At 56.4% G+C, this 19902-nt stretch carries 24 protein-coding genes; all 24 read right to left on the bottom strand.

Annotated features, from left to right (window positions below):
- Positions 1-4 precede the first annotated feature (4 nt).
- Entirely contained in the window at positions 5-973 is a 969-nt protein-coding gene (locus PD282_RS11960; RefSeq protein WP_274650904.1) for a carbohydrate ABC transporter permease, read from the bottom strand.
- Between the two features lie 30 nt (positions 974-1003).
- On the bottom strand, positions 1004-2425 hold the full coding sequence (locus tag PD282_RS11955) for an ABC transporter substrate-binding protein (RefSeq protein WP_274650903.1): 1422 nt from the start codon (positions 2423-2425) through the stop codon (positions 1004-1006).
- A 169-nt stretch (positions 2426-2594) separates the two neighbouring features.
- Positions 2595-3371: an SDR family NAD(P)-dependent oxidoreductase gene (locus PD282_RS11950; RefSeq protein ID WP_274650902.1), complete on the bottom strand. Its 777-nt coding sequence runs from the start codon at positions 3369-3371 to the stop codon at positions 2595-2597.
- Between the two features lie 25 nt (positions 3372-3396).
- A complete protein-coding gene (gene dgoD / locus PD282_RS11945) occupies positions 3397-4515 on the bottom strand; it encodes a galactonate dehydratase (protein WP_274650901.1) in 1119 nt (372 codons plus the stop codon).
- A gap of 170 nt (positions 4516-4685) precedes the next feature.
- Positions 4686-5888 (bottom strand): enolase C-terminal domain-like protein, encoded by a 1203-nt coding sequence (locus tag PD282_RS11940; protein WP_274650900.1) that lies wholly within the window; start codon positions 5886-5888, stop codon positions 4686-4688.
- A 14-nt stretch (positions 5889-5902) separates the two neighbouring features.
- Positions 5903-6748, bottom strand: a complete 846-nt coding sequence (locus PD282_RS11935) for an SDR family NAD(P)-dependent oxidoreductase (RefSeq protein WP_274650899.1) — start codon at positions 6746-6748, stop codon at positions 5903-5905.
- Positions 6749-6962: 214 nt separating this feature from the next.
- The gene (locus tag PD282_RS11930) at positions 6963-7388 is read right to left on the bottom strand and encodes a Rieske (2Fe-2S) protein (protein WP_274650898.1); all 426 of its coding nucleotides are present in this window, start codon (positions 7386-7388) and stop codon (positions 6963-6965) included.
- Between the two features lie 12 nt (positions 7389-7400).
- On the bottom strand, positions 7401-8486 hold the full coding sequence (locus PD282_RS11925) for an amidohydrolase family protein (protein ID WP_274650897.1): 1086 nt from the start codon (positions 8484-8486) through the stop codon (positions 7401-7403).
- A gap of 242 nt (positions 8487-8728) precedes the next feature.
- Positions 8729-9532 carry an SDR family oxidoreductase gene (locus tag PD282_RS11920; protein ID WP_274650896.1) on the bottom strand — a complete coding sequence of 268 codons (804 nt, stop codon included), beginning with the start codon at positions 9530-9532 and terminating at the stop codon, positions 8729-8731.
- A 24-nt stretch (positions 9533-9556) separates the two neighbouring features.
- Positions 9557-10291, bottom strand: a complete 735-nt coding sequence (locus tag PD282_RS11915) for a WecB/TagA/CpsF family glycosyltransferase (RefSeq protein WP_274650895.1) — start codon at positions 10289-10291, stop codon at positions 9557-9559.
- A 173-nt stretch (positions 10292-10464) separates the two neighbouring features.
- Positions 10465-10932, bottom strand: coding sequence for a nucleotidyltransferase domain-containing protein (locus PD282_RS11910; RefSeq protein ID WP_274650894.1), 468 nt, complete (start codon positions 10930-10932; stop codon positions 10465-10467).
- A gap of 3 nt (positions 10933-10935) precedes the next feature.
- Positions 10936-11433 carry an NUDIX domain-containing protein gene (locus PD282_RS11905; RefSeq protein ID WP_274650893.1) on the bottom strand — a complete coding sequence of 166 codons (498 nt, stop codon included), beginning with the start codon at positions 11431-11433 and terminating at the stop codon, positions 10936-10938.
- Positions 11434-11554: 121 nt separating this feature from the next.
- On the bottom strand, positions 11555-12184 hold the full coding sequence (locus PD282_RS11900) for a TVP38/TMEM64 family protein (protein WP_274650892.1): 630 nt from the start codon (positions 12182-12184) through the stop codon (positions 11555-11557).
- A gap of 156 nt (positions 12185-12340) precedes the next feature.
- Entirely contained in the window at positions 12341-13099 is a 759-nt protein-coding gene (locus PD282_RS11895; protein ID WP_274650891.1) for a YheC/YheD family protein, read from the bottom strand.
- 79 nt (positions 13100-13178) lie between these two features.
- A complete protein-coding gene (locus PD282_RS11890; protein WP_274650890.1) occupies positions 13179-13385 on the bottom strand; it encodes a DUF4177 domain-containing protein in 207 nt (68 codons plus the stop codon).
- Between the two features lie 100 nt (positions 13386-13485).
- Positions 13486-14052, bottom strand: coding sequence for a 2'-5' RNA ligase family protein (locus tag PD282_RS11885; RefSeq protein ID WP_274650889.1), 567 nt, complete (start codon positions 14050-14052; stop codon positions 13486-13488).
- A gap of 184 nt (positions 14053-14236) precedes the next feature.
- On the bottom strand, positions 14237-15109 hold the full coding sequence (locus PD282_RS11880) for an SMP-30/gluconolactonase/LRE family protein (RefSeq protein WP_274650888.1): 873 nt from the start codon (positions 15107-15109) through the stop codon (positions 14237-14239).
- The gene (locus PD282_RS11875; RefSeq protein ID WP_274650887.1) at positions 15110-15886 is read right to left on the bottom strand and encodes a phytanoyl-CoA dioxygenase family protein; all 777 of its coding nucleotides are present in this window, start codon (positions 15884-15886) and stop codon (positions 15110-15112) included.
- A 14-nt stretch (positions 15887-15900) separates the two neighbouring features.
- Positions 15901-16161: a hypothetical protein gene (locus PD282_RS11870; RefSeq protein ID WP_420832290.1), complete on the bottom strand. Its 261-nt coding sequence runs from the start codon at positions 16159-16161 to the stop codon at positions 15901-15903.
- Between the two features lie 99 nt (positions 16162-16260).
- Complete coding sequence (locus tag PD282_RS11865; protein WP_274650886.1) at positions 16261-16464, bottom strand: hypothetical protein; 204 nt, start codon at positions 16462-16464, stop codon at positions 16261-16263.
- Between the two features lie 232 nt (positions 16465-16696).
- Positions 16697-17161 (bottom strand): DUF6220 domain-containing protein, encoded by a 465-nt coding sequence (locus PD282_RS11860; RefSeq protein ID WP_274650885.1) that lies wholly within the window; start codon positions 17159-17161, stop codon positions 16697-16699.
- Positions 17162-17200: 39 nt separating this feature from the next.
- A complete protein-coding gene (locus PD282_RS11855) occupies positions 17201-17950 on the bottom strand; it encodes an ABC transporter permease (RefSeq protein ID WP_274650884.1) in 750 nt (249 codons plus the stop codon).
- Entirely contained in the window at positions 17943-18680 is a 738-nt protein-coding gene (locus PD282_RS11850) for an ABC transporter ATP-binding protein (protein WP_274650883.1), read from the bottom strand. Before PD282_RS11850 ends, PD282_RS11855 begins: the two co-directional genes overlap by 8 nt.
- Positions 18681-18757: 77 nt before the next feature.
- On the bottom strand, positions 18758-19669 hold the full coding sequence (locus PD282_RS11845) for a hypothetical protein (protein WP_274650882.1): 912 nt from the start codon (positions 19667-19669) through the stop codon (positions 18758-18760).
- Positions 19670-19902: the final 233 nt, after the last annotated feature.

Below are 19902 nucleotides of genomic sequence, written 5' to 3'. Positions count from 1 at the left end.
TCCGCTACCTCCCCTCTTGGTCCACTTCGTAGTGGACCCAGTACCGGCTCGTTTTAAACACGACCAAAGTGAAAACGAGGATGATCACGAACAGCAGCCACAGCAGCGCAAGTCCGTATCCGTACCGCTGAAAGGCGAAAATTTGCTGAAACGCGTGCACGAGATACAGGTAGTTCGGCTTGAGCGGCGTATTGAGCAGGCCGTTCGTGCCCTGCGTCAGCATAATCGGCTGAACGAAAATTTGCAGCGAACCGATAATGCCCATGATCAGGTTGAAGAACAGCACCGGCGTCATCAGAGGAATCGTTATGCCGCGAAACCGCTGAACCGCAGAAGCGCCGTCGATTTCCGCCGATTCGTACAGCTCCTTCGGCACGCTTTTCAGCCCGGCGAGATAGATGATCAGGCCGCCGCCGCTGCCCCACATGAGCAGAATGATGAGCGACAGCGTCGCATGGTCGTAGCCGAGCCAGTCGACCGCCGGAATGCCCAGATGGCCGAGCAGCTCGTTGATCAGCCCGTTCCCTTTCGCCAGCAGGTTCCGCCACAGCAGGCCGACGGCCACCGCCGGAATGATCGACGGCAGGTAGAAGATCGTCCGGAATATGCCGACGCCTTTCACCGAATTGTTGAGCAGCACCGCGATCAGGAAGCCGAGTATCATGCCGAGGGGCACGTTGACCGCCGTAATGAAGAACGTCCTGCCGAGGGCGTAGATGGAATCCGAATCGGTGAAGATGCGGTCGTAATTCCGGAAGCCTACGAACCGCAAATGTCCGCTGTTGAAGCCGGTGAAATTCGTGAAGCTTAAGTACAGCCCGTACAGCAGCGGAATGAGGCCGAGCAAAATAAAAATAATGAACCATGGCGATACAAAACAGTAAAATTCGATGGCTTCCCTGACGGATTTGCGCATCTTGCGCTTGCGGCTTGCGTGCCGTTCGAGAGAAACCGCAGCAGGCTGGTTCGACATATTTTCGTTCCTCCTTCGCACGGTTCCCGGCTACTGGAGGCCCAGAACGTCTTTGCCTTCCTGGATCAGCACATTCATATCGTTGGTGATTTTGGATGCCGCTTCATCCACCGTCGATTTGCCGAAATATACCGGCGAGAAATGCTTGTCGAACAGCGAGGCTGCCGCCTGCGCCGAAATGTACGGATTGTAGCCGATAAATTTGTCCGCGTACTTCAGCTCGTTATTGACGAATGCAAGCGTCGATTTATCGAACTCCGTCGTATTCGGCAGGAGCGCGAGTCTCGATTTCGTCGCCGGCAGTCCCCAGCCGCTCTTCGCGCGGTCGTCGGCCGGCTTGCCGCCAAGGAACCATTCGAACACCTTCCACGCTTCGTCCGGATGCTTTGTTTTGCTGTAAATGATGCCGCCCGCCGCCGCTCCCGTCGGCGACATCCGCGTTCCGCCCTCCATGACCGGAGCGGGCGCCATGCCGAAATCGTTCAGGTGCGTTTTCGCCTTCTCGTCGCCGCGCAGCAGGCCCGTAAACCAGTAGCCCGAGATCATCATGGCCGCGCTGCCGTTAACAAAAAGGTCGCCGGAAAACGTCGTATCCTGATTGAGCGGATTCGGGCCGACGTCGGATTTGACGGCATCGAGCCAGTAGTTCATCAGATTTTTCACTTCCGGCTTGTTCAAGTCGGCTTTGCCGAAATCGTCGGAGTAGATGCTGCTCCCTTCTTGGGCCAGCTGCAGCAGCAGCAAATCCTGGTTGAGCGCCGTGTTCCCGTTGTAATACACAAGACCGTACTGCGACACCTTGTCGCCCTGCTTCTTGGTCAGCTTTTTCGCAAGATCGAGCAGTTCGGTCCAGGTCATCGGCTCGGTGGAGCTCGGAAGCGGAATGCCTGCTTTCTGGAAAATTTGCTTGTTGTAAAAAAGCGTGAAATCCTGCGACCAGTCTTTGGGGAAACCGTAAATGTCCCCGATTCCCTGCTTGCCGCTGGCCGTATCGTACTTGTAAAGATTGACGACCGGCAGGTAATCGTCTTCCTTGAAGACGCTGCTCGCTGCGAACCTTGGCGTAAGGTCCATCGCAAGGCCTTTCATTACGTAGTTCGGAAGCTCGGTCGCCGCGTAAATCCGGATGATGTCCGGCGCGCTGCCCGCCGCCACCATCGTCATCAGCTTGTTATAGTCGGCATCAACCTGCTGGATTTTGATGCCCGGGTTCGCTTTCTCGAATTCGGCGATCTGTTCCTTGGAAATTTCGCCGGAGGTAAACGTCAGCTTGATCGTCACCGGGCCGCCTTTGCCTGCACTGCCCGACCCCTGCGGCTTCTCACCGGCATTGCCGGCCGTTCCGTCGCTTGAGCCGGAATTGCCGCCGCCGTTCGATCCGCAAGCGCTTACAAAGATCAGACAGACAATGACAACCGCGGAGATGACGGCGTTTCGTCCCATTCGTCGCATTTCATTTCCCCCTCCTCATGGTCGAACTTCGGCCGAAAGTTCATGTTCATCATACCGTTTCGGAGGAGGATTATGAACGAGCTAAACTTTTGATTTCTTCCGATATTTTCAGCTTTTGAAAGAATCGGCTGCCGCCCGCTTCATTGCGGCAAAACGACCGTATAACTTGTTAGAAATCGAGGTGAATCGTTTCGCCTCCGTCCACGGCTAGGCAGGCGCCTGTGATGAACGAGGCTTTGCCGCTCGCCAGAAAAACGACGGCATGCCCGATGTCCTGCGGCAGCGCCAGCCGGCCGAGCGGAATGTTGTACGCCTGCTTGCTCAGGAAGGCCTCATGCTCTTCGGCGGGCATTTCGTTCAGCCGCTGCTGCAGCCTGGACGAAATCGTGTAGCCCGGCAGCACGGTGTTGACGCGAATGCCGTGCGGCGCGCATTCGAGCGCCATCGCCCTCGCCATCGATACGATGCCGCCCTTCGCGGCGGCGTAAACGGAAAAGTTTGGCCGCGTCGCCCAGGCATGGACGGACGAAATATGTACGATGGCGCCTGAGCCGCTGCTGATCATAGCCGGCATCGCCTTGCGGCTGAGCAGCCAATGCCCGCGCAGATCGGTTGCGATGACCCTGTCGAAATCGTCGGCGGAAATATCCAGCATCGGCTTGTAAAGATGCGTGCCGACATTATTGACCAGAACATCGATCCGGCCCCAGCGGGCAAGCGCCGTCTCGACGATCCGGTCGAGATCGCGTTCTTCGCCGACGTTCGTCCGGATGAATACGGCATCCCTGCCGCCGTCCTGAAGCTCCTTGCAAAACCGGTTGCCGGCTTCTTCGTCCCAATCCGCAATAAGAAGGCGGGAACCTTCTTCGGCAAAGCACTGGGCGATGCCTTGGCCGATTCCCGCCGCGCCTCCGGTCACGATGACCGTTCGATCGGTTGACTGCAAGCTTCTCCCTCCTTACGATTAACGTTTACCAGTCCGCAACGGAGCCGTCGTCGTCATGAAACCATCTGGGCGTATCCCAATCTCCGGAGTAAATTTTCTCTTGAATGGCTTCCTCGTCGATTTCGATGCCGAGACCCGGGGCCGTCGGCAGCTCGATATACCCGCCCTTCGCCTCGAACGGCCGGCGCAAATAGCCTTCGCCGAGCGTGACATGCTCCTGGGCGAGGAAATTGGGGACGCAGGCGTCCAGCTGGATGCTGGCGGCCAGATTGACCGGGCCCAGCGGATTGTGCGGCGCGATCGCGGCAAAATACGTTTCCGCCATCGCGGCGATTTTCTTCCCTTCCAGGATGCCGCCGCAGTGCGCAAGATCCGGCTGGACGATCGCCGCCGCCTGCTTCTCCAGCACCTCGCGGAAGCCCCATTTCGTAAACAGCCGCTCGCCGGTGGCGATCGGGAGATGCGTCGACCGCGCGATTTGAAGGAGCGCGTCCACGTTTTCGGGCAGGCAGGGCTCCTCGATATAGGCCGGCTTCAAGTATTCCAGCTCCTTGATCAGCTGAATGGCAAGCGCAGGAGCGATTTTTCCGTGAAAATCGATGCCGAGCTCGCAATCGGGGCCGATTGCTTCCCGGATCGCCGCGATGCGCTCTACCTGCTGCCGGATAAAGCTTGGCGGCTCCGTCAACCGTGCTTTGCCGTTCAAGCCGGTCTTCACCATGGTGAAGCCCTTTTCCGCCGCCGCTTTGGCGCTCTGGCGCGCTTCCTCCGGCGTTCCGCCGCCGACGTGGCAGTAGATGCGCACCCGGTCCCGCACCGCGCCGCCGAGCAGCTGATAGACCGGCACGCCGAGCGATTTGCCGAGAATGTCCCACATCGCCTGCTCGACGCCGCTGATCGCGCTGGTCAACACCGGGCCGCCGCGATAAAAGGCGCCGCGGTACATGGACTGCCACAAATGCTCGATGCGACGCGGGTCCTGCCCGATCAGCACGGGCTCCAGCTCTTTGACGGCCATCTCCACCGTGCGCGATCTGCCTTCGACAATCGCCTCTCCCCAGCCGACGAGGCCTTCGTCGGTCGTCATTTTCAGAAACGACCAGCGGGGCCGCACATGAATCAGTTCGATTTTCGTTATTTTCACGTTGGTTCCGTCCTCTCAAAAAATATGGCATTGATGGCCTTGCATTCATTTCGTGCAGCAAAATCAGCGATGGAAGCATCGGCTCTTCTTTCGGAGCGAGATTTTTTTACGCCGCACCGCACGCAGGGCAGAATGTGCGCGGATGCGGCGTGGTGGTGCAGTCCGGCCGCTTAGGGCCGGACGGACGTACCGTCGGTAATGCGGGCGAGCGTCCACTTCGGCAGCTCTGTGCCGCACGGGAATTTGGCCGCCAATTCCTCGTTGAGATCGACGCCGAGTCCGGGCTTGTCATTCACGTAGACGTAACCGTTCCGGATTTCCGGACAGCCCGGGAAAACCTCCTTCATCCGGTCCGAGAAGCCGTTCCATTCCTGGATGCCGAAATTCGGCACGGCCAAATCGAGATGCACGTTGGCCGCATGTCCGACGGGCGAGACGTCGCCCGGGCCGTGCCATGCCGTACGCACGCCGAACGACTCGCAGAGCGCAGCCAGCTTCCGGGCCGGCGTTATGCCTCCGATCGCGCTGATATGGCAGCGGATAAAGTCGATCAGCTTTTCCGCAATCAGGCCGGTCCACTCGTTCGGGTGCACGAACAGCTCACCCATGGCGATCGGAACGGCGCACTGCGCGCGAATCGTACGGAACCATTCGATCTGCTCCGGAGGAAGCGCATCCTCCAGGAAGAAGAGCCGGTACGGCTCGAGCGCTTTCGCCATGCGCACCGCTTCGATCGGGGATACCCGCTCGTGAATGTCGTGCAGCACTTCAATCTCGAAGCCGATGGCGGTACGAATATGCTCGAACAGCGCCGGAACGCTTCGTGCATAGGTGTCCGGATCGTAATAGGCGCCCGGCTGCGCGTTTTCAGGAGCATGGATAATATGGTTTCGCCCGCCGTACCCGCCCATCTGGCACCGGATATAACGGTACCCCTGCTCCATATAACGCCTGACGTTGTCCTCCACCTCGCGGGCGTCCCGGCCGTCCGCATGGCGGTACACGGCAGCGGCTTCGCGGCATTTGCCGCCGAGCAGCTGATAAACCGGCATGCCGGCCATTTTTCCCTTGATATCCCACAGCGCCATATCGACGCCGGAAATCGCATTGTTCAGCACCGGCCCGTTCCGCCAATAAGAGCTCACCATCGCGGTCTGCCAAATATCCTCGATTCGCTGCGGATCCTTCCCGATCAGAAACGGCTTCATGTAATCCTCGACGGCGGACCTGACGGACAAATAACGCTGCGTAAACGTCGCGCAGCCGAGGCCGTACAGGCCCGGTTCGTTCGTCTCGATTTTGACGACGACCAAATTGATGCCGTCCGGCGCCGTCAGGATGGCTTTAACATCCGTAATTTTCAATTCGCTCATAAACGATCATCTCCTTATTTGTTTGGGCTTCCCCAGCCTTGAGCTGCTCCTGCCGCCGTTCCTGCCCCTGTGCTTGCTCCCGAGCCCGTGTCCGTCCGCTCCGGCATGCCCGGCAAAATAAGTCCGCCGTCCACCCGGATCGTCGTTCCCGTCACATACGAAGAAGCGTCCGATGCCAGCCATACGGCGGCTCCTCCAATATCCGCCGGCGTCCCCGCCCGGCCGAGCGGAATCCGCTCCCCGAGCCTGGCGTAATGCTCGCTTCGCGCCTCGCGTACCTGAATGGCGCCCGGGGCGATGCAGTTGACCCGGATGCCGTAAGGCGCAAGCTCCAGCGCAATCGACTGGACGGAACGGATCAGCGCCGCCTTCAGTCCGCCGTATACGGAATCGGCGGGATACGCCCGTTCTCCGCGGGTCGAGGCGGTGTTGATGATGCTGCCGCGAATGGTCCGCTCGATCATGTGCCGGCCGATCATCTGCATCAGCACGAGCGGCGCGCGGTAATTGAGCCGATACAGCGCGTCCATCCGGGCCGGGTCCATGTCCACGAGCGGGCTCATGATGGTGATGCCCGCATTATTCACCAGCACATGAACGTCGCCCAGCGCGTCGATTGCCTGCCGCGCCAGCCGCGCCGGCGTATCCTCCTGCGTCAGATCGCCCTGGAACACGAAGCAAGAGCGGCCGTATCGCTCCCGAATCGTGTCTGCAACCTTCGCGGCTTCCTCCGGCTCGTTCAGGTGGCTGATCGCCACATTGTAACCGGTTTCAGCCAGGGCTAGTGCAATCCCTCTGCCGATCCCCAAGCTTCCTCCGGTTACCAGCGCGTTTTTGGTTCTGCTTTCGCTGTCCGTCACGTTAGCTTCACCTCCGTTAGATGTCTTTTAAGTATAGGGATTTCACCGCCTGCCAACAATTTCATTATTTTTGGATCTGTGCAGATATATTTGGAACATGCAGGTTCAGATAGGCGGACCTTTGCGAGCCGGCAGCGTGAAAAGGCAATCTTACCGGTAGATCAAAAAAGCCGCGAAATTTCGCGACTCTCTTGATGGATGCCGGCGCCGCCGTTCATAAATGAACGACGACGCTGCCGGATTCGACGGAAACGGGATATGTCTCCACGGAAGGAGGCTCCTCGGACGAAAGGTCCTCGGTCTCGACCGGTACCTCGACCGTCACTTCATACGATTTCACCAGGCATTTGTTCGGATCGAAAATCGATTTGCCGCTCGTGATGTCGAATTCCCATCCGTGCCACGGACAGCGGACGATTTCCCCTTCCCGGCCGTACAAATATTCGCCGGGCTCGGAAGCCAGGGTCATGCCGGTCACGGTGCCGGCGCAGAGCGGCGCGCCTTGATGGGGACAGGTGTTTCTAAGTGCATAGAACGTGCCGTTCACATTGAATACGCCGACCGGGCGTCCTTCCAGAACGACTAGCTTCCGAGCGCCTGACGGAAATTCGGCAACGGTGCCGACCACGTGTTTGCCCATTCGAATCTCCCCCTATAGGTTGTAAAATTCGCGCGCATTCTCGTAAAAGATCCGCCGGTGCATCGATTCCGGCAGCTTTGGAAAAGCGCGGGTCGGAGAATCGAAATCCCAATGCGGGTAATCGCTGGAAAACATCAGGATCCGCTCCGCGTCCATCATGTCGAAGATTTGAAGCAGATGCTTGTCGTTGTCCGGCCGCTCGAGCGGCTGGGACGTAATCCGCACATGGTCAAGCAAATATTCGCTCGGCTTGCGCTTCAGCCACGGCACCTCGTACCGCAGCGCCTTGTATTCCGCATCAAGACGCCACATGAGCGGAGCCAGCCAGGAAACGCCGCCTTCGACCAGCACGACTTTAAAATTCGGGAACCGCTCGAACACGCCCTCCGTGATGAAGCTGACCAGGTGAGCCTGGAAGCTGAGCGACAGGCACGTATGCCATTCGATATAATGCGTCGGGTAACCCGGGGACGGCTGCACGTTGATGCCCATCCCGTCGGTGCCGGGGTGAATCGCGAACGGAAGTCCGTGCTTCTCGCAGGCTTCGTAAATCGGATAATACTGCCGCTGGCCGAACGGAGCGCGCGCGCCGGAATCGGTCATGACCTGCACGTAATGCGGATGACCCGCCCATCGCTCGATTTCGCGCGCCGCCGCCTGCGGGTCTTGAGGGTTCACCGTTATGGAGCCTTTGAATACGCTGTCAGGATTGTATTTGCTAAGCCAAGTGTCCGCCAGCCAGTCGTTGAACGCCGCGGCAATCGCGTTTCCGAAGTCGGGGTCCGGATGCAGATTGCAAAAAGCGCGCGGCATCAGGATCGCATGCGCATAGCCGTATTCGTCGATAAGCTGCCGGCGGAGCAGCTCCGGGTCCGAGCCCGAAGGTCCGCCCTGCGAAGGCCTGGCGTCCAGACGGTCGCCATGCACGGGATTGCCGTAAAAGCCGCGGCCGCCGCCGTTATACCGTTCCCGCCAGGGCATCGTCATGTAGGAGCGGATTTCCGCCGCATTTCGCGGGTAAGGGTGCACGTCACAGTCAATGATACCCGTTCGGGCCGCCGTTTTCCCCGCTTCCGCGCTTGCCTGTTGTTCGATCATTCACTTGCCCTCCCTGAATCCCATAATTTTCATGCCGAAGTTAAAATATTCTGGATAGCATGATCTATGACCGTATTCGCCAAAAAACGCTCATACCCTTTTTATTCCTCTCATGAAAATGCCGCGCACGGCAGACAGCCGGCGCGGCAGTTGGGATAAAATCAGGCATGAAAAATAAATGCAAGCCCTCGCGCCCTGCGAAGGCATCGATCGTAAAAGGATACGTTCCGGCGGTCTTCCGTCTAAAATCCCGGCTGGCGGCCTCCGTCGACGACGACCTCCGTACCCGTGATCGATGCAGCCAGGTCCGAGACGAGAAACAGAGCCATGTCGGCAATTTCCTCCGGCTGCACGGCACGTCCGAGCGGAATGCCGGCAGCGGCTTCCTCCTTCTGCCGTTCTACCGAAATGCCTTTGGCAGCCGCCTCTTGAACGGCGAGCGTTTCCGCCCGTTCCGTCAGCGTCAGGCCCGGAGAAATCGCGTTGATTCGAATTTGGTGCTGCGCCAGCTCCTTGGAGACGCCTTTCGTAAAATTAAGCAGCGCGGCGTTTGCCGTGCCGCCCGGCAAAAAGGTCGGGGCAGGCGTGCGGCCCGCCGTTCCGATGATGTTGACGATTCGGCCGTCGCCCCGTTCGATGAAATGCGGAAGCACGGCGCGCACCATCCGGATATAGCCGAGCAGCTTCAAGCTCCAGGCATCCGTAAAATCTTCGTCCGACAGCTGCAGGAAAGCGCCTGCTTTGGCTGCACCGGCATTGTTCACCAGGATATCGATCCGCCCGAAGCCGGCAATGGCCGCTTCGACCGTTTTCGCCGCCGCATCCGGCTGCCGCAGGTCGGCGCTGACCGCGACGACGCCCGAATGACGATCCGAGGCCGAGCGCAATCCGGTAATCGAAGCCTTCGCTTCGGCCAGCTTCTTTTCGTCCCGCGCGGTAATGACGACATTCACTCCTTCGGCATACAAACGTTTTGCGGTCGCAAGTCCGATCCCGGCGCTCCCGCCGGTGACAATCGCGGTTTTACCCGCCAGATTCCATTTCATAAGTCAGGTCTCCTTCCGATTTCGTTATTTTTCTTTATACCGTAAAGCTTGTACAGCAAAACGGGGCAGCAGCAGCTGTCTGCGCCATCGGGACGGCTGGTTGATTAACCGGAACAGCCATTCCGCGTTCAGCCTCTGCCACATGACCGGCGCTCGTTTGACTTTTCCGGCGATGATGTCCAGACTCCCCCCGACACCGATGGCGATTTTGGCGTTCAGTCTGTTCTTATGCTGATCAATCCACTTCTCGGCTCTTGGAGCTCCAAGGGCAACAATGAGCACATCGGGTTTTAGCGAATGAATTTCGGTTAAAATCCGTTCCTCCTCCGAAGGGGCAAAATATCCATGGTGCCTGCCAAGCAATGTTACCCCGGGGTATGTTTCTTGAATCGCTTTTGCAGCCTGTCGACTGGTAGACTCCTCCGCACCCAGCAAATAAAACGACCATGATGCGGCATTTGCTTTCTCGAGCAATTCCACCAGCAAATCGCAGCCGGTTACGCGCTCGGGAAGCGGATTTCCTTTCAGGCGAGATACCATGATAATTCCGATGCCGTCAGCCGTGAGCAGACCCGCTTCATTCACAATCCGCCGCAAATCCGGGTCGTGCTGACAGGCCATCGTCATTTCGGGGTTTAACGTAATAACATGAAACAGCTCCGCTTTATGCTGCGTAATTTCCCTGCTGATCGCATCGACGGTTTCCTGCATCGTCATTTTCGGCACGGGAATCCCCATGATGCTCGAGCATTCATCCACTAGAAGCGATACCCCCTTTGTTTTTCCTTATCGGTCCGAATATTTACGGCTTCACAACCGCTTGCGAGTTAAATGATTCCGTACGATCTTAAGGTTCGCAATCGTTCAACCGTCACCCAGCCGCGCCACTCCAATTCCCCGGCAGGGCTGACCGGCTGCCAGTGAATCGGCCATCACCGCCGTCCTTCTGCTGCTGATCGATCAGAGCCGTTAAATGGACGTGCAGGTCGTCTTTTTCCGCTAACTACGGCATGTGCCGCCAAATCCGGATCCTCCAAATCGCCGCACACATAGGCAGAATCCGACCGATAGCTTTCCCGGTGCGACGGCGAATAATGAAATTCGAAAGGCGTCGGGTAAACAAAGCTCTGCATATACGTTTCCAACACGATGCTGACTTCAATCCCGCCTTCGCCGTACCGCCCATCGTCTATGGCCAGGAGTCCGCGTGCTATCCTTATGTAAGCGTCGGCCGCCAGTTTATCTTTTGCAATCACAAGCAGGTCGATATCGCTCGTTTCGGGATTATAGCATCCCACCGACAGCGAGCCGTGCAAATAAATTCCGGCCAGACATTCTTGCATCTCTTCTTGAAATAAACCGATGATTTTGTTCAAATCACGTTCGCTTTTCCCGTGCATCTGCTACTCCACAAGCCGCGAACCGAAGCGGTGCTTTAAATAATTAAGGATTCCGGCCCGGTCCACATCGGAGAACTGCAAAGGATTTTCCTTCATCATACGTTCAATTTCTTGTACCGGCTTCCACATTAAATTTGTTGTTTCGTCGCCTTCCGCCAACAATTCGCCTTCCGCACTGCAGATGAAGTACATACCGATCGAATCGACCGGCCCTTTAATCGTTTGGTAGGCGCAAAACGGCGCTACACACTCCACCTCAAAGTCATCGTTAATGCCGGCGGTGTCGATCCGTTTTTGGCCGTCCTCGACTTCGATCACGGCAAGCCCGGTTTCCTCCAACACTTCCCGCTTTAATCCGTCCAATATCGGTTCGAATAACTCCAGCCTGCCGCCGGGCAGTTCTAACGCCTGTTCGCCCGGTTTGTTTCGGGTTTGCAGCACGATTTCCGTCTCGTTCTCCTTTTTACGTTCAATAAAGGCTCTGGCATTGACATAAAACATTTCCCCCGACCTCCTTTTCAAGCCGGTTCCCTATTTTCTCACCCACTTCTGTCCCGTTCCGGCTAGCAAAAACGGTCCTAGGCGCACGCGGCGGCACGGACCGTTTTTTCGTCAAGCGTCATTACACGTGCAGGTCCCCTTCTTTCGGCCGGGAACCGGCTGTTTTGATTTTCCGTTTGGAATGAAGCGCCAAAAACAGAACGCACAGCAGCACGCAAAAGCCGATGTACGTGTACAAGAGCATCCGGATATCGGTTTTGGGCATCAAAATTTTGGAGCTGATAATGCCAAACAGCCAAATGTTGGACAAATTCCCGAAAATCGATGAAACTAAGTATGGAATCGATTTGATCGGCGAGACGGAAGACATGAACGAAACGAGGCTGTTCGGCATGATCGGGAGCGTCCGGAGAAAAATGATCGCCCATACCCCGTATCGCTGAAAATACGCCTGCCACTTTTCGTAGCGCTCAACCTTTTTCCGCAGCCTTTGGTTCACCCAACCCGAAAAAATATAACGAAAAAAATAAAACGCGACCATGGATGCAATCGTTCCCGTCAGCCAGCTCATCATAAGACCGTTGCGTAGGCCCAGTACGGAGATGTGCAGCATGATGATCGTCGTAAAAGGAAAAAAGCCGAGAAATCCTTGCAAAATCGCGAGCGGAATCGTCAGCAGCAATATGTTGTAGCCGTCCAGCTGCGCAAAATCGAGCAGCCATTCGATCGTGCCATTTATGGCATTACCCATTTCTTCCACTCACTCCTCAAAACCGCCGGTTGGACCTCTCCGCTTCAGCATACACGACATACTTGAATCCTGTATGAAGCGGCACCGGGCAAATGCGAAATCTCACATGAACGCATCAGCCCTTCGCCAAAAGAGGCTTACCGGCCAGCCCGCCCGTTACGTCACGGCACGGCCGCGACGATAGGACATGATTCGCCGATATTGGTTTTTATCTTTTAAATGCAAAAACAGGCCGATCATCGGAGTAAAATTGGGCTCGATGATCCAGACATGCCCTTTCCGGTCCAATCCGATATCAAGCCCCACCGTATCAATGCTGCGATAATACGCGTGCAGCGTTTTGGCCGAGCGAAGCGCAATCCGGTCGATTTTTCCGCATATCGCTTTAACATCCTTTGTTTTCATGTCGGATTGCCGGATGGCGCGGCTGACAGAGGCCACTCTCCCTTTGCTTCGCCGGATATTGGTGACGATATACCCTTTCCCTGCTATTTTAGCCAGTTTTCCGGTAACCTTCCAGTCCGTTTTCTCCCGGTGACGCTGAACCATAACCCGCAGGTCGAAAGGCCTTCCTCCGACGGCAGCAAGCCGTATCCGTCGTTGAACGATACAGGCAGAGCGTACTTTTTGTTTCACGTAAGCATACAAGCTTTCCCCAGTGGAGAAAGTTTTCCGGGTTTTCTCCACGTGAACCTTGTACTCGCCGGGAGCGGACTCTTCCACCAGAACGACGCCCTCGCCGCCCCATTTTCCGGTTGGCTTGACAATGATGCTGCGATAGGTTTGCAGCATACTGAAAAAACGCGCTTTATTCATCCGATACGTTGCCGGCAGCGCATTGCGCAATCGAGCATCTCTTGACATGACCCGATGCTTCGTCAGCTTGCTTCTGCTTATTCTTTGGTTGCTCTTCACTTCTGGTCCCCTGCCTTTCATGCTCGTATCCTATACTGTATGCGGCATGTGCGCCCAGGGGCTGGTCATTTTCCCTAATTTATAAAGCCGATCCTTTTTTTCGTTTAAACACGGCAATAACATCCCGGGATTCGCCTTGCGCAGAGTTGGTATCGAAGCAGGAAACCAATTCCCAGCCTTCGCTTCCGCACAGGTTCAATCCCACTTCAAAGTCATCCGTATTCACCTTGCCCCCCAAAAATCCGCCTGTCCTATATTTCATCGTCCTGTATTCCCATTGCTCCATGTTGATAGATCCTCTCTTGTTCCAAATTCCCAATATAACCAATTCCCCGTGGAACTTCCATTTCCTCTTTATTCTTCAAAAAGCTCGGGGATGTTGTTTGTTAGCGGCATTCATCGCCTACCCGGCCGAAATGAATCGTAGAGCTGCTTGTACATCTATGATTCGAGTCGTAACCGAGCTTCACCACTCCCGCTTCAATAACCCGGGTTTGGAGCGGTCTAAAATCCGGATAACAGAAAGCCATCGCTTCGGCGGCTTGATCCGGCGTCAGCCGAATCGCCAGCGTACAATGCGGTACCCACTGATTCGGAACGTAAAACGAATGCGGATTCGGAAGCAGCTCGTCAAATTCAGCATGATATTGGCGATGCCATCGGATCAGGCTGTCCGTTACGGTCGGACCCAGAAATAACGTTCCCGAGGCCGGAAAAAAAGCGAGGACGTCAAACTTCAGATGAATGGCAGGGGAGCTCTCAGTCCATGCGGAGAAACGTTCGAAAAACGTATCCAGCCGCGGAATATCGTCGTAAACCGCCATCGTCAGATGAGGCCGGACGCCGCATATATCCTGCATTTCGGTGCTGATATTCCGGTCGCTCAGCGTTTTCCAAACCGATCTCACATACGCTTCAAACGGGGCATCAAAAAACAATTCCACGGCATACATAGCCGGTTCCGCCTTTCCGGGGACGAACGATTTCGTCGCTCTTATCTATTTCACCATGGCGCTGCCAACAGGATCCGATCCCGCTCCATAATGACGGCTTTAGCTGAATTTCGAATAGGCTTCATTAACGTATTCCCCCGCGGTTTGTAATAACACTGAATAGGTTCGTATAGCAAACATCCTGCTAGCCATTATAAATAAAAGTTGCCATGCCCGGAACGTCCGTCCGGATCCGAAAAATTCCGCCCGCATGCGTCTGATCCCGAAGCGCCTGCTCCGATATTCCCGTGCGCGCAGTCGTGATATAAAGCTCGTTCATTTCGTTTCCGCCGAAAATGCATGACGTAACTCGTGCGGCCGGTACGTTCACCCGGCGAAGCCGTTCCCCGGTTTCCGGATTCCATCGCGACACGCACCAGCCGTCCCACTGCGCTACCCACAGCATGCCTTCCAGGTCGGTCGTCATGCCGTCGGGGGTCCCTTCCCCTTCCGGAATGGTAATTACCTTTCTGCCGTTTCGGATTTCTCCCGTTTCGAGATCAAAATCGTACTGCACGACGCGTTTCGTGGGCGAGTCGATATAATACATTTTGGTATGATCCGGGCTCCAGGTCAGGCCGTTGGAGCAGGTAATGCCGGCTGCTTTTTGCATGAGCCGGCCGTCCGTGTCCAGACAATACAGCGCTCCGATCGGCTGCTCCTCCCGGAGATGCATGGTGCCGGCCCAGAATCGGCCGGCCGCGTCGCATTTTCCGTCGTTGAACCTCGTCTCCGCTCCGGCTTCCGGGTCGGCCAAATGCTCAAGCTCCAGCGTCTGCGGCCGGAACCGGTAAAAGCCGTGATGAGCGGCCAGAAGGAGATCTCCGCTCCCGGTCTGCACGACCGCACCGACATATTGACCGGCCGGGTAGCTGTGATCGGTTCCCGTCCTCGGGTCGAAAACATGTACCTCTCCCTTCAATATATCGGTCCAATACAATCGGCCTTCCGCCGCGTCCCAGCCCGGACCTTCGGCAAGCAGCGCCCGGGCATCCAGCACCAGCTCCAATTCGTCCACCTAGTTCGCCGCCCCTTCCCGCTCCAAATCGTCCTTCAAGCCCGGCCAATGCTTCCACATCTCGACCAGCGGCGTTTCCCAATCCTGCGTCACTTCGCGGTGATAGACCCGGTAATAGCAGGAATACCGGATCGACGAGGAAACGTTTGGGCCGCCGCCGTGAATGAGCTGATAATGACAGATGACCAGGTCTCCCGCGCGTCCCGTTACTTGGACCGGCTCCGGCAGCATGACGTTCGGCGACCGGTGCATCGTCCGGAACGCTTCTTCCGTCAGCAGCACGCAGGGGCCGTGCTCCTCAAAATAGTGCCGGTAAAGCCGGTGCGATCCGGGATAAACGATAAAGTTGCCCATGTTCGGCTCCGGCTGATCGCTAAGCAGAACGCCGACCAGCGCCGTGAAATTTTCCACGATGCCGTCCTTCAGCTTCAGCATGCCGTCCAGATGAGCGCCGGCATACGGGTTCGGCGGATCCTGATAATCGGGAAATCGCAGCGCGACCTGGGCGCTGACGATCGGATTGTAATTCCCTTCGCCCACGAGCGAATCGAGGAGCGCACTAGCCGATGTCTCGTTGAACAAATCCGTGATTTCCGCCCGGCGGCCGAGCTCCCGCACGTAATTCGTTTCATGCTGGGCGTCATGGGCACTTTTGCCGAGCGCATGGTTGATCGCCTTTACGGCACGACGGACGAGCAGGTCCGAAACGACGCCGGGAACCACCACGTAACCGTTTTCAATGAGCTGTTTTCGCTGATCAAATGTCAATTTCATCATCGTTTTCCCTCCCATCATTCTGTTAACGGTTTATTCCGGAATCTCTCGTTCCATTCGCTTAAATACGGCACCGTCCCGGGTTCTTGCGGTTCATCCGGCAGCCATGCGATCAGCTCAAGCTCATTCTCGTCGGGATCGTGAAAATAGACGGCCGCCGCGGTCTTCCACGTATGGAGTCCCAATTTTTTGTAAAATTCAACGGAAGCCGCAAGGTTCTTCACCTCAAGATGGGTTTCATATAAATTGTGAATGATATCGATTCCCCCCTTGTTCATAAACGGAGACGATACAACAGAATTTGGAATTTCATTCTTTTAGTAATGATTCGTCGACATCTGCAATTTCCCTTGTTAACAAAATCAAAAAGTCGGAAATCAGCCGGTATAAAGACGTTTAACCGCTTCGAACGCCAAAATATGGTCGATCCGGAACACCCGGTGCCCTTTGGAAGTCAGACAATACGCCCTGACCCGGCCGTCGGCAATCGATAAAACGTGAATCGTTCGTTTCGTAAAACGGTTGTTTCGGTCCATGTACACGATTCTCAAGATGCTGCCGACATGCTGTTCAAGTGACATTGAAACCCCTCCGCCTGCGAACGTTTGTTTTTATTTTACCGAACATATATTCGTATGACAAGCGGAATTTTGTTGAAAATAATGCCCCCGATAAACGCACTGCCTGTCTTTCAGGAGTCCCGCAGACGGTACTGCCATTCCGCCAAAAGCTAAAAACGACTCCTCGGGGAAGAGCCGTTTTTCCGCAAGCGACGGCAGCCGCCGGCAAATCGTATTCCGAGCCGATGTTCCTCTAAGCCATGCTACGCCGAGGCAGCAGCCACCGCCAAGAACGCTTTGCCGTATGCATCGCGATTGCAAACAACAGCAGGGCATCAACCGTATGGAACGCCGGCAGAATCCCTGCAGCCAACTGGATTGTGATATGCTGCAGCGACGTAAGCGCGAGCAATGCGAGCGGCCACCATCGCAAGCCGCCACGGATTTGACCGGGAAACGACAGCAGAAACATCAGTGCAGAGCCGAATTCGAAATCGTTTGCGAACGCCCGGTGCAGCTGCAGCTCGCCGGAATCGACGAAAATGCCGAGCCCCGCGAAAAATACTTGAAGGATGATGCACACCAGATAAGCGGCCGCCGCGAACGCATAAATCTGCCGAAAAATCCGGATCCGCACATTTCCTTGCTCGCCAGGCTCCCGTTCGGATGCTGCCGGACGCCGGCGTTTTACTCCAATGGGTTCTTTTGCGGTTTTCATGATACGCTTCATCCTCCCCTTTTCTTTCTACTTACACGGCTACAGCTGTTTTCGTTCGAACAGCAGCAGCCCCGCCGAGTAGGCCATGATCCCGTACGACAGCAGCAGCGCGAACGAATTCAGCAATTTGCCGGCAGCTGCGCCGCCCCCGAGCCACAGCACGTACCAGTTCGTGTACGAGAAAACGGACCATACCGAAAATGCCGGGAAAACGAACGGCAGCAGCTTGGCCGCGGCATACAGGATAATCGCGACCGTAACGGCACCGGAGCTGTTGTTCAACCATTGCGCGATGAAGGCCGCCATAACGCCGGTGACCATCATCGGGACGAAAGAAACCGCGTAAGCCTTCAGGCCGTCCGTCAAACTGCCCGTCATTCCGCTTCCGGCTAAAAGCCAGCCGGATATGGAGGACGACAGCCAAAGTACCGCCAGGTAGAGGGCAATATAAGCCCCCATCGCCAAAACCTTCGATGCGAATACTTTCGCCCGGGATACCGGCCGTACAAGCGCAAGCTTTAACGTACGCGCGGCGACTTCGCCGGGAAACGCATCCGCTGCGGCCATGAACAGAAAGAGCGGGATCAGGCCGGCCGTGAACAAGCGCAGCATGATGAGCGGCAGATTGCTTCCGAGCCCCCAGATCATGCCCGTATTGTTTTTCAGCATGGCGAGCAGCAGCGCCGCAACGGCCGGAATGATCAGCGTCAGCAGCAGAAAGCCTTTCGCGCTTTTGCGCCTCCCTATTTTCTCGATCTCATTTCGCAGGCTTGCGTATCCGCTATGCATAAACATCCGCTCCCTTTGCGGTTTGAACATACGGCAGCACAAACTGCTCAGGCGTTTTGCCTTCGGACAGCCACTCCTCCGGACGGGCAAGCTTGACCAGACTGCCGTTGTTCAGGATGCCGATCCGGCCGGCGATCATGCCCAGGTCATGAATCTGATGACTGGAAACGAGAAACGCGATGCCGCGGTCGCGGGCCAGCCGGGCGATCGTATTCCGGACGTCCGCCATACCTTCGACGTCCAGACCGTTGGTCGGTTCATCCAAAATGACGAGCCGCGGATGGGACAGCAGCGCCGAAGCCAGCGCCAGCCGCTGCTTCATGCCGAGCGAAAAGCCGCTTACCCGCTCTTTCTTGTACCGGGAAAGTCCGGCTTCTTCCAGCGCCTGATCGATCCGTGTTTTCGGCAGATCGGGATAATAACGCGCCGCAAGCTTCAAATTATCGTAAGCGCTCATGTATTCGTAAGCTTCCGCCGATTCGATGATGCAGCCGGTAAGCGCCATCGCCCGCTCGAAATGCTCCGCCAGATCGTACCCGCCGATGCGTACAATTCCCTGATCCGGTCGGAGCAATCCGGTAGCGATCTTTAACAGGGTCGTTTTGCCGGCGCCGTTGGGCCCGACAAATCCGAAAACCTCCCCTTCTGCGATCTCGAAGCTGACGTCCCGGACCCCCCTGCCCTTTTTATATAATTTGGTCATCCGGTTTATTTCCAGTATGACGCTCAACTGGACCGCTCCCTTCCGTTCGTATTGGAAAAAACGGGCCGCCGGGCCGCATAATACCGCCGCCCGGCGGACGTACCTTAATGATGCCAGCCGCCGCGTCCGGGACCTTTATTTTGAATCGTTTCCGTAGGCTTGCCGGTCAAATCGATCCGCTCCGGGTTTGTCTGGTTATAGCCGGAGAAATCCACATGCAGCCGGACGACCAGATCGTGAAGGGTACCGGAATCGTCCTTCCCGCTGATGCCGATTTCGGCGGTTTGTTCATCCAGCAGGTTATCCGGGGTGATTTTGGCGTCCAGATTGATCGAGTCCACCCGGATTTCGTCCGTCAGCTTCGGCAGATTCATGTCGAACTCCGCTGGACCGAAAGGACCGCCGCCGCCGCTTTTGCCTTCGGCATGATGCCATTTGCCCCCGGATGCTCCGGATGCCGCCAGCGATCCGATTGCATTGACCACAGCGGGAATTTGGCTTTCCGTCAGATGCAGGGAAGCGATTTTGCTCCCATCCGCCTCCGTTTCGACCGTGGCCAGCTGGCGGACATTGCCGGTCAAGGTGTCGAACAGCTGCTCCACAGCCTTAGGCGGCTGAGCGGGATGATCTCCGCCCCCGTGCTGCCAATCCGGCTCGTTAGACTGCATGATCCGGTACACGTCGCTGTCTCCGCTTTTAAAGACTGTTTTTCCGTCCTGGCGATAAACCTGGAACGCATGCGTCTGCGTGCCGCTCCCGATTTCCGCGGCTAAGCTGGCCGACTGCGATTCGCGGTTCAGCTTGATATTCGCCGTGCCCGACAGCAGCTTCGTTCCGTTATCCGTAATGGTCAGGTCCGCATCCGCGGTCAGACTCGTTTCCGCTTTCGTTTGAAGCAGCGCCGATTTGTACGCATCCGATCCGGACGTATCCGCCATTGCGGAGAACCCGCTTGCAAACAGCATCACGGCGCCGACGCCGATGCCGGCTCCCGCCGCCAGCCATTTTTTTCTCATGTTTTACCTCCCAAGTAAATCGAATTCGGCTTCCGGCCGCCTTATTGCCGTTCCCCGCCTCGCCTCCTCGGCCGATTTGCCGGAGCCTTATGGATTTCATCTTACCCGCCAGGTGTAACGCCGCTCTAAATCAAATCTAAACAAAGTCTAAAGAATTGGCCGGGGAAAAAACGGAATGGAAAAAAGCCGCGATCATCGCGGCTTCATCAACATGTTTGCTACAAAAAATACCG

It is taken from the genome of Paenibacillus humicola, assembly GCF_028826105.1.
Classification (GTDB): Bacteria; Bacillota; Bacilli; order Paenibacillales; family Paenibacillaceae; genus Paenibacillus_Z; species Paenibacillus_Z humicola.
This window is presented reverse-complemented; position numbering and strand designations above follow the sequence as displayed.